The sequence below is a fragment of the Sinorhizobium sp. FG01 genome (assembly GCF_002531875.1).
Lineage (GTDB): Bacteria > Pseudomonadota > Alphaproteobacteria > Rhizobiales > Rhizobiaceae > Sinorhizobium > Sinorhizobium fredii_C.
Genome location: NZ_NWTB01000045.1, coordinates 1 through 10,033 on the forward strand (window position 1 = coordinate 1; position 10,033 = coordinate 10,033).

Genomic DNA, 10,033 nt, shown 5'->3' on the forward strand with positions numbered 1-10,033 from the left:
CGAAGCGAGCCGCACATATAGAGTTCAAGCTGATCACGTTCCTTACGGCCGAGCATCGTGAAGGCTCCAGAGAATCAACGATTACTCAATTGAATCAGATGCATGAGACTTCTTCAACAGCCCCCGGGTCCACTTCATGAGAAACGTTCTGGCGCATGCCGGCAAGAGCGGCCGGCGGGTCGTCTCGGCCTTCATCGCAACGGCCTTTGCCCAGGAGACCTCGGAGTCAGCCAGCGCTCAATGGCGCAGCGTCGCCGATCAGATCAGACCGAAAGTTCCAAAGCTCGCCACCATCATGGACAACGCTGAAGAGGATGTGCTCGCCTACATGACCTTCCCGAAAGAGCACCGGGCAAAGGTGCACTCGACGAATCCAATCGAGCGTCTCAACGGCGAACTCAAGCGACGCACCGAGGTCGTCGGCATCTTTCCGAACGACGAAGCCATCGTCCGTCTCGTCGGCGCACGGCTGCTCGAACAGAATGACTAATGGGCCGTCCAACGCGCCCGGTACCTGACACTTGAGACCATGGCGCAAATGAGCGATGATCCGCAAATCAGTCTGCCCGCTGTGGCCCGCTTATATCCCTCCGGCTCTATGTCGGAAAGCACGGCCTTCAGCCGCGACCTACACCACCTCCCGGGACACGATCATGATCTCGTCATCCCCGCAGCTGGGCGTCGACACATAAAGCTTCGAAAGTCGACCCCGAAGCGCTGCTGAGTGACGGGTTTGGAGATGCGCTGCGCCTCCAGCAAAAGCAGCTAGCTAGCCTAGCGCGTGCTCATTGACCTTCGCGCCAACTGGCGAAGCTCGGAGCCGTGTATTCCGTGGAATCAGAAGTCGCGCTGCAGTGAACCTGCGGGAAGCGAGACCAGGAATCAGCGCCGCTGTGTCGGCCTCTGCGTGTAGCCCGCTCTACACTGCGCGTTCGAGGGTTGCTGGACGGGCCTGGTCGACTCACCCCAGAGGCGGACATACGGTCCTACCAAACAGATCGCAGGCTCCGGCAAAGGATGATCTACTTTCCTATGGTTTCCGGCCTCTGCTGTGTTCATTCCGGGGTATCGACTCCTACTCATCTGCAAACTTGCTCGAGCGCGAGCGGAACACTTGCTAGACACAACGTCAAAGCATTCGTCGGAGTGATAATCAGAAATCTCTGCTTCTCGTGGAGAACCGGAAACAGGCGACGTAGACGATGTGTTTGCAGTTCAATTCAGTTGTGGATGACGGTATAATCGATACTTCCGTACTGTTCGAAAGCCCCATACGTCGCATCTACTCGGCCGCCTGGACAAATGCGGGCTTAATTCCATACATTGAGTAGAGACCGGCCTCATCGAAAATCACACGGTCGTTATAGCCGCTGAACCAAATGGCATTCGGGTTTCGACCGACGATCGTCACTTTGGATCGATCTCGTGCATCAGCGGCCGAACGCAGTAGTTTGAAAATCACGACGCCCTTTTCGCCGCGAGGAATGCCAGGTACGAACTCATTGGTAACGGCAGCAACTTCGGTCTTGCCTTTGTAGTGGGTGATCGAGAGCCGCGCATGCGTCTCGACGCCGGAGAGGCCCTTCTGAGACTCGTTGACAATCTGCCAAGCACGTTCAATCGGGACATTGAACGCTTTGTGGCCAATTATGTCACGGCCACAGAAGAAGTAGTGATTCTCGATACCGTTGCGGAGTATCTCGCGCTGCATGATGCGCAACGAATCCGCGTTGTCGTTTATTTCGCGAATAATCGGCGACTGATTGTGCATCGTGATCCAGTCGCGCCGGGCGAGTTCGTTTACCGCAGCCCGGGTTTCGGCGATCCATTCGAACCCACCCCCAGGATTGTCGGTATAGCCGCCATCGGGCGCCTTGCGCAAGAATTCATCGGGATGGTTGAAGTGCACTATCATCCGCAGGCTGATTGCCGGATAAGCTTGGTGGAACGCGTCGAGCATCGCAAAGAAGGTCTTGTCGAAACGTTGCGGATAAAACGCCAGTTCCTTGGTCCCAATGCGGATATTCTCAACACCGGCTTCCGCAAGCCCGGCCAGCCAAGCAGCAAGGTTCTTGTTTCCTAGAACCATGGGATCACCGCCCGACACCAGGATCTCGCGTAGCTTTTCGCGACCGGTCTCCGGATGGCGGCCGCCGTTCGCGGACACCAGCCTGTTGTGCTCACGAATATATCCGACGACCTTACCGAGCTGTGCCAGACCCTTTGGAGTTACCGTGCCGTCTTCGCGACTAATCGGTTTGCGACCAATCAGTTCCTCGCGATAGCAGAAGCGACAGTGGGCGGAGCAGGTGGATGCTACGTAGAGTAGACCAAGTTCGTACTTATGGATCAGCCCCTCGCACGGGCTGAAGGTCATCTGCTTTCCTGGATCTTCTGCGCCGTCCAGGTCATAGGTCTCTCTCGGGCTGGCTTTCACCAGGGTCTGCATGGGGCGGCTGTATTGCGCCTGCTCATAGTAGTGCCGCGTGATCTTGATGGGCATCCTAGCTTCTAGATCTCTCGGGGTGCCCTTCAGCTCGAGGATCTGATCCAGGTCTTCTCGTGAATAAAAGCCGCGCATATCTTGGGGCACATTCTCGCTGGCGAACTTGGCTATGCCGGCGATGATCTGCCGGTCGTAAGTCCCGTTAACAACTTTGTCTAGAAACGTTTGCTCACGCTGTGAGGGAAAGTAAGTTTCTAATGTACTCACGGCGCACACCTCCCATTTCTGATGGCACAGACTGCAGTAGAGGCTGAACCTACGCGAAACGTGTTGTTTCTGTCCGTTTATTCTCGGGTGCACCACCCCGAGTTACAAACGCATATTCGTCACCAGTTTATGACTCGTATTCATGAAGACCATATTTTCAAACTGGTGTTGAAAGCCGTGCCGTTCAGCCTCAACAACACGGCGGTGACAGGCTGCGATGAAGCCACATCTGTTTTCCTTTTGTGCTTGAGGCCGAGAGATAAGCTCCTTCATCGGCAAGAGTGAAACGGGATGGTTGGAGATTGCGCTGATGCCGTGCTTGAGGTCATGGATGAAGCCAGGCATGAAGGGGCTACCGGGGACCGAGGTGATCACCGGCCGGCGCCAGCGGCGGAATTGGACCGACGAAGAGAAGGCGCGGATCCTTGCCGAAAGCGCTCAACCCAAGGTGACATCTCGCCTGTTGCCCGGCGCTGGGGCGTGGATCGCGGTTTGCTGAACGTGACGCCGGGAAGTCGGGCTGGCCTCTCGCCGATCCGAGCAAGCCTGCTCGCAGCAGGCCATGTTCATACCGATGACGGTGGTTTGCGATCGAGCGGCGCGCCAGGGCTCGTCGTCGGATAACGCCCTCGTTGCCACGGGTCGATTGCGATCGAGATTGCCGGAGCGCGCATGACCTGATCGGCTCGCAGGTGCACGAGTTGGTGCAGGCGATCGTGGCGGCGTTGCGAGGGCGCCGGTGATCGGACTTTCGTCGAATGGCGTGGAGATCATGGTGGCGACGCAGCCAATCGATTTCCGGCGCGGCATGAATGGGCTGGTGCATACGTGGCGTCGGCCATTGCGACCTATCCCTATTTATGTGCCGGGCGAGATTTAATGTGGCGGAGCCGCGAAGACGGCTGCCGGCCTGCTAAATCTGGAATTCTCCGCCACATAATATTTCGTGCCTCTGGGATGGGTGCGGGATCCCCCTGCGCCGCAATGCTGGAGGGGCAGGATGCTCGACTTCTATTTTTCGAATCGTGGGGTACTCAAACGGCTCGGAGCGGTGCGCTCGGTGGCGAGATGGATCGCCTCGCGGAGCATTTTTTCACGGTCGGTTATAAGCGAGCGTCCGCCACGATTTACCTGAGCCGGATTGCGCGTTTTAGCCAGTTTGCGGGGACGCGCTGTGGCCTGATGCCAATCCATCAAGATGTCATCGACAGCTCGTTGGGCTCGTTTACTACGGATACTCCGCGCATCGGGGCAGTATCGGCTCTGGCACACGCACGGCGAGTGGCTCCGGAACGGTTCATTATTTCCGTTCCAAGTGAAAGGGCTGACCCGGATGCTCTGCTTCTGGCCTCCTTTCGGACTATCTGCGCAGAGTACGGGGCCTGGAGCCGAAGACCCGCGAAGGTGTTCTTCTGGGCGGCCGACGCTTCTGGATTGGGTGGTCATCCCGGCCAAGACCTTGAGGCGTTGACAGCTGAGCACGTGCTCGCTGCTGTCGAGCATCGACTGTCGCTATCGGCGACCTCCGGCACCCGCACGGCAGCGACTTCTCACATTCGAACATCTCTTCGGTTTTTATGTTGGGCTGGCCACCATCACCAAGATCTTGCCCGCATCGTCGCGAGGACGCCTTATTGGCGTTTGGCGCATCTGCCGCCGCGCCTTGCATGGGGTGACGTTCGGCGCGCAATCGATGCGATCGGCGCAACGACGTCGGTCGATATCCGCGATCGAGCCATCCTGCTGCTGCTCGCCACCACGGGCATTCGCAACGGCGAGTTACGCGCGGGCAGCGAAGGCCAATCAACGAGATCGCCGATCTTTTTGGCCACCGGAGCATCAACACAACGGCGCTTTACGTAAAGGTTGCGACCGCAGCTCGCCGAGGTCGCACTCCCCTTTCCGGGAGGCGCGGCATGACCGCCTTTGCCCTATTCTAGATCCAGGGCGATTCCGCCTCCGCGTATCCTCAGCGAGGCAGAGTTGGCGTCGCTCATCGACGCATGCGCCCGCATTTCTCCAGATATCCCTCTCAGGGGCGGACGATGGCGACGCTGATCGGACTGTTAGCAAGCTCGGGACTGCGATCGGGCGAAGTGGTCAGGCTTGATCGTTCCGATGTCGATCTGACCAACGGGGTTCTTCTGGTTCGGAAGACGAAGTTCCGCAAGGATCGTCTCGTTCCGGTTCACACAACGACCCAAACAGCGCTTCGCCGCTATGCCCGTGAGCGCGATGCCGTTTTTCCCAGTCCCAAGGACCAGGCCTTCTTTCTCAGCTCTCGTGGCAACCGCCTCTCGGCGACTGGCTTGCAAAGCGGATTTGCTCAGGTCCGCAAGTTCGCCGGCCTTGATGACGGCAAGCCGTTGCGGCCGCACGATCTGCGGCACCGGTTTGCCGTGACCCGCATGAGCCTTTGGCATCAACAACGCGCCAACGTCCAGGCGCTACTCCCGGTGCTCGCCACCTATCTCGGCCACGCCAGCTACAGTGACACAGCCTACTACCTCACTGGCTCGGTGGATCTTCTCGCCATGGCGGCGGAGCGCGCCTTCCTCGATGGAGGCGCAGCATGAGTGAACATTTACTCCTGGCGCCGCTCTTGGAGTCCTACTTTCGCCGGCGCCTGACCAAACAACGCAACGCGACTCGCGCGACCGTGGTCAGCTATCGCGACGCCTTGCGCATGCTCATCCTCTTTGCCGCCACCCGGTTGCGGAAGAAGCCGGCTGCGTTGGTGCTCGAGGAGCTCGATCGAGACCTCATTCTCGCCTTTCTCGACGAACTCGAGGAGAAGCGGAACAACACCATCGCCACGCGCAACGCCCGCCTAGCGGCGATCCGATCGTTCTTCCACCATGTCGCAGCCGCCTTTCCGGCGTCCTTCGGTGTCGCCCAACGCGTGCTGACGATTCCCATAAAGCGGGCGCACATCGAGGTGACGCACCACCTCACCAAGGCCGAAGTGGAAGCCCTCATCGAGGCGCCCAATCCAAGGACGTCCCGTGGTCGGCGTGACCGCACGTTCCTACTGTTCCTGGCACGGACCGGCGCGCGGGTCTCCGAAGCTACCGGCGTCAATGCAAACGACCTTCAGTTGGAACGGTCGCACCCGCAAGTAATGCTGCGCGGCAAAGGGCGCAGAGACCGCGTCATCCCCATTCCTCAGCATCTGGCGAGAGCACTGACAGCCTTGTTGGCCGAACACGGAATCGCGAACCACGAGCCTCGACCGATATTCGTCGGCGCCCGCAACAAGCGGCTGACGCGCTTCGGAGCAACCCATATCGTGCGGCGTGCGGCGGCCCAAGCTGTGACCATTAGGCCGGCCTCACAAGCCTATATCGCCGCACATCTTCCGACACTCACTTGCCATGATGCTTCTGCAGTCGGGCGTGGACCTTTTGACAATCCAAGCCTGGCTCGGGCACGCACAGGTCGCCACAACCCATCGCTATGCCGCCGCCGATGTCGAGATGATGCGCAAAGGTCTCGAGAAGGCTGGAGTCTCCGGCGATCTTGGCGTCCGTTTCCGACCAAATGACGCCGTACTGCAACTGCTGAACAGCATCTGAATATTATGTGGCGGAGGATTCCAGATTTGGCAGGCTTCGGCAGCCGTCTTCGCGGCTCGGCCACATGATCTCGCCCGGCACATAAAAACGGTTATGTGGTGACGTGTTCGTGTTCCGCGCCAAGCGATGCGATCGCCTGCGCTGCATTTATTGGGGTGACTCTGGCATCATCCTGGCGACGAAATGGCTGGAGCGGGGCAAGTTGGTTTCGGCCACGATCCGCGTTGGCGCGATGCAGGATGAGTAGCCAAGAGTTCTCGCTTTTGCTGGCCAGCATCGATTGGACTCGGGTCAAGCGAAACGCCGTAAAGCGGCCAACGACAACGGCCTGATCCTAATGTGCTAGGGTCTGCCATGCCGCTTCGACCCGAACCCTGTACCTCAGGATGCCGCGCAATTCAGTCAGATCATTCTCTCGCTCGATGCAGAGAATGCCGACCTCAAGGCGCTCGTTGCCTTCGTAATGCAGCCAATAGTTTTCATCCAAGTCCCCCGCCGTCGAAGGGTGGATGCACCTTAGCGAGTGAATCGAGCGTGACTACTGAGTGGGTATGACTGGTCCTCGGCGGCGGTATGGCTGGCGTTGATAATGAATAGGGAAGGGAGCAAAACGTGGTCACCATAGACGCCATCATTCGTCCCTCCCACCGCGTAGCACGGCCGCATGCAGTTAGAGGTGGGTCGATCGGCTGTTTGTCTGAGACGCGGCCACAGGCGCCGGCAATTCACCTCGCGAAATGCCGCGCTGAACAAGAGACAAGATTGCTAGACCTCACGTGCTGGGCACCCTTGTATGCGTGAGCACTCGCCTTAGCGCAGATCCGCAGGTCATATTCGCTGCTCGGCGGGCTTCCCGTTCACTCGCAAAATCCAGTAATGCGCGTCCTCCTCCCCAAGGAACTTGCCGTCGTTCAGGCACTGTTCCGGCGTAAGGACGCCAGCCTCTTGCAGGCACATCACCTCGTCCTCAAACGACGTTGCCCCCGCATGACTTTCGCAGGCGCTTGCGACCACGAACCCGTTCGGACGCGTGACCCGCGCCAGCTCGCGCAGCGCATGCGGGTGGACATGCCCGAGCGTGAAGACGCCGCAGCAGACGGTCATATCATAGCTCGCACACGAGTAGTCCGAGATTGGCCTGCTTAGATCAACGTCGCCTTCAACGTTTCGGTAGACGCCGGTTTGGCGCGCCATTTCGGCCATCGTCTCTGAGAGGTCGAACCCGTCTATCAAGCGGAAGCCGAGATGCTCCAATTGAACGCCAACTAGCCCTGTACCGCAGCCAGCATCCAGGATTGCCGTCGCTGCTCGCTCTCTGTCGATGTAAGCCGCCTGCAGTGCGCCCGCGAGTTCCGCCACGATCGAGGGGCCGCAGTAGCGTTCTCGCTCAACGTCCAACTCGTAGGAATCGGCCCATTCATGATAGTATTGGGCTAAGCGATCGGCGTCACCACCGAGCGCATGTGAAGCCTTGATCCGCTTTTGCGCCGCTTGTCGAAGTGTGTTCTGTTGAACAACGCTGGTGTCCATGTATTTTTCTCCGTGCAGGCAAATTCAATTTTGGCCGCCTTCCGCGGCTACTCTGCCGGCCAAATGACCTTGCACCGGCTCATCAAGGATGCTTCGCCCCTTACCTTGGCCGCCGTTCCGGTTGCAGCACTTCGTACTGAGTTCCAACTCTCGGCCCTAGAGAACCGCGAAATATTACACTTGCCCCCGGGATCACCGGCGGCGCGGATATCGAGGCATTGTGTCGCTGCCTGGAGCTGTTTCGATGAGATGCACAACTATCATAAGGTCCATTGCAAGCATGTGACACGGTCGCTTCTGAGCCACTTGAGCCGCCGCGTAAACCGTCGGAAACGACACATGTAGAATGCAACGGAGAGATTCAGAAGTCGTGCCAACTACTCAAGAACGGATCGTAGGAGAGTTTGTATCACTGTTCAAGTGGTTACATGACAGTGCAGGACAAACCGTCCCGGCACCACTATGTCGGGTGAACGATAAATTGGACAACAGTGTTGGTTGGCCGACATGTCATCAGCAGTGGCGGCAGGTGTCCTCCGCGGGCCTCGCGGTGCTGGACCGCCACGGATCGGGCGCCGTAAACCCGCTCAACCAAGGCGGCCGAAGCCGTTAAGGCAATTCGGACTTCGGCTCCGGTCAGGCAATCGAGGTAAGAACATTTGCTCGCGTTAGCCCATACACCGCTGTCCAGTATTTTTGCAAGCAGCAGCCCACCGTCACAATCCCGAAGTTCCGGCTCAGGTGATCCAAAGACGGGGTCGCCTCACAATAGACCGGAGCTTACTTCAAGATTAGTTATTCTCAATGCGGCAAGGTTTTTTAATGGTCGTCTGTGGCGCGTCAGCCGTTGCGAAACGTGTAGCCATAACCGTTAATCGCCGGGGCGCCGCCGAGATGCGCGTAGAGGACTCTCGATCCGTTTGGAAAAAAGCCTTTCCGGACAAGGTCGATTGTCGCTTGCATCGATTTGCCCTCATAGACCGGATCAGTAATTATGCCCTCGAGCCGCGCGCACAAACGGATGGCAGTCTTGGTTTCCTCCGACGGAATGCCATAACGCGGGTACGCGTACTTCTCGAGCAACACTACGTCATCCTCGACGATTTCAGTGCCAAGCCTGACGAGCTTCGCCGTATGTCGGGCAATGTTTATCACCTGGGCCTTGGTTTGGGCGGGGGTGGCGGAGGCATCGATACCGATCACCTTGTGCTGTCGACCGTCCTTGGCGAATCCAACGACCATGCCGGCGTGCGTCGAGCCCGTAACCGTGCAAACGACGATGTAGTCGAAGGTAAACCCAAGCTGTTTCTCTTGGGTGCGCACCTCCTCCGCGAACCCTACGTAGCCGAGGCCGCCATATTTGTGAACTGAGGCCCCGGCCGGTATCGCGTAGGGCCTGCCGCCCCTTGACTTGACCTCATCGAGCGCTTGTTCCCAACTGCGGCGGATGCCGATGTCAAAGCTATCGTCGACCAGGCGCACCTCTGCCCCCATTATGCGGCTCAAGAGAATGTTGCCGACCCGGTCGTAGACGGCATCCTCATGTGGTACCCAGCTCTCCTGAACCAGGAGACATTTCATGCCGATCTTGGCGGCGACCGCGGCGACCATCCGCGTGTGGTTGGACTGCACGCCGCCGACGGAGACAAGCGTATCGGCATTTGACGCGATCGCATCGGGGATGATGTATTCGAGCTTGCGGAGCTTGTTTCCGCCAAACGCAAGACCGGAGTTGCAGTCCTCGCGTTTGACGTAAATTTCCACTTTTCCGCCTAGATGCTTGCCGAGGCGGTCGAGCTTCTCGATGGGCGTGGGTCCGAAGGTGAGCGGGTAGCGCTCGAACTTTTGAAGCATGTTCACTCCAGCAACACGTGATTGAGCTGAATCTAGCTATGCACCAGTCATTTTTAAGGGCGTGTTCGATTTGAGGTTAGCTGCGTTGCTCAATATTCCAGAAAATGTCTATCATTAGTTCGAGCGCCTCATCCCTAGACCAAGCAACCGATATGCCGGCTGCGGTCGACTGCCAATGCCTATATCGAACCGAAGAACTGCATTTCTCGGATTAGTACGACCGGAATGCGGGCGCCTCCGACCATACAAGCATAGTATTCCTGCACGATGCGCTCAAGTTCGCGTGACCTTGCCCCCAAGTTTTATCCAGTTTTGAGTTCGCTCCTGCGGTTTTGGGTTGCTGTATTTGGGGCGGTAGCGG

The 10,033-nt window shown here is 58.3% G+C and carries 8 protein-coding genes and 4 pseudogenes; 7 read left to right on the forward strand and 5 right to left on the reverse strand.

Going from position 1 to position 10,033, the window contains the following annotated elements; translation table 11 throughout:
- Window positions 1-124: 124 nt before the first annotated feature.
- Window positions 125-577 (forward strand): annotated as a pseudogene (locus CO656_RS29145) (transposase); the annotation flags it as partial.
- Window positions 578-1,282: 705 nt separating this feature from the next.
- Here the strand turns inward: CO656_RS29145 and CO656_RS29150 are convergent.
- Window positions 1,283-2,713 carry a hypothetical protein gene (locus CO656_RS29150; protein ID WP_141471835.1) on the reverse strand — a complete coding sequence of 477 codons (1,431 nt, stop codon included), beginning with the start codon at window positions 2,711-2,713 and terminating at the stop codon, window positions 1,283-1,285.
- A 102-nt stretch (window positions 2,714-2,815) separates the two neighbouring features.
- Window positions 2,816-3,058 (reverse strand): hypothetical protein, encoded by a 243-nt coding sequence (locus CO656_RS30435; protein WP_158254919.1) that lies wholly within the window; start codon window positions 3,056-3,058, stop codon window positions 2,816-2,818.
- A 394-nt stretch (window positions 3,059-3,452) separates the two neighbouring features.
- Here CO656_RS30435 and CO656_RS30055 point away from each other — a divergent pair.
- From CO656_RS30055 to tnpB, 6 genes and pseudogenes are all read left to right on the forward strand, one after another.
- A pseudogene (locus CO656_RS30055) lies at window positions 3,453-3,571 on the forward strand (IS66 family insertion sequence element accessory protein TnpB); the annotation flags it as partial.
- A 210-nt stretch (window positions 3,572-3,781) separates the two neighbouring features.
- Window positions 3,782-4,576 (forward strand): hypothetical protein, encoded by a 795-nt coding sequence (locus CO656_RS30060; RefSeq protein WP_234819735.1) that lies wholly within the window; start codon window positions 3,782-3,784, stop codon window positions 4,574-4,576.
- Window positions 4,577-4,758: 182 nt separating this feature from the next.
- Entirely contained in the window at window positions 4,759-5,289 is a 531-nt protein-coding gene (locus CO656_RS29170; protein WP_234819734.1) for a tyrosine-type recombinase/integrase, read from the forward strand.
- A pseudogene (locus CO656_RS29175) lies at window positions 5,286-5,966 on the forward strand (tyrosine-type recombinase/integrase); the annotation flags it as partial. The gene CO656_RS29170 and the pseudogene CO656_RS29175, both read left to right, overlap by 4 nt.
- A gap of 124 nt (window positions 5,967-6,090) precedes the next feature.
- Window positions 6,091-6,288 (forward strand): hypothetical protein, encoded by a 198-nt coding sequence (locus CO656_RS31360; RefSeq protein WP_272938892.1) that lies wholly within the window; start codon window positions 6,091-6,093, stop codon window positions 6,286-6,288.
- A gap of 94 nt (window positions 6,289-6,382) precedes the next feature.
- A pseudogene (gene tnpB / locus CO656_RS29180) lies at window positions 6,383-6,620 on the forward strand (IS66 family insertion sequence element accessory protein TnpB); the annotation flags it as partial.
- A 2-nt stretch (window positions 6,621-6,622) separates the two neighbouring features.
- On the opposite strand, the gene CO656_RS30625 reads toward tnpB, so the two are convergent.
- The 3 genes from CO656_RS30625 to CO656_RS29190 all read right to left on the reverse strand — a co-directional run bounded on the left by CO656_RS30625 (window position 6,623) and on the right by CO656_RS29190 (window position 9,672).
- Window positions 6,623-6,775 (reverse strand): hypothetical protein, encoded by a 153-nt coding sequence (locus CO656_RS30625; RefSeq protein WP_176536712.1) that lies wholly within the window; start codon window positions 6,773-6,775, stop codon window positions 6,623-6,625.
- Window positions 6,776-7,116: 341 nt separating this feature from the next.
- Window positions 7,117-7,818 (reverse strand): class I SAM-dependent methyltransferase, encoded by a 702-nt coding sequence (locus tag CO656_RS29185; protein ID WP_097528105.1) that lies wholly within the window; start codon window positions 7,816-7,818, stop codon window positions 7,117-7,119.
- 840 nt (window positions 7,819-8,658) lie between these two features.
- Window positions 8,659-9,672 carry a 1-aminocyclopropane-1-carboxylate deaminase gene (locus CO656_RS29190; protein WP_097528106.1) on the reverse strand — a complete coding sequence of 338 codons (1,014 nt, stop codon included), beginning with the start codon at window positions 9,670-9,672 and terminating at the stop codon, window positions 8,659-8,661.
- Between the last annotated feature and the right edge of the window lie 361 nt (window positions 9,673-10,033).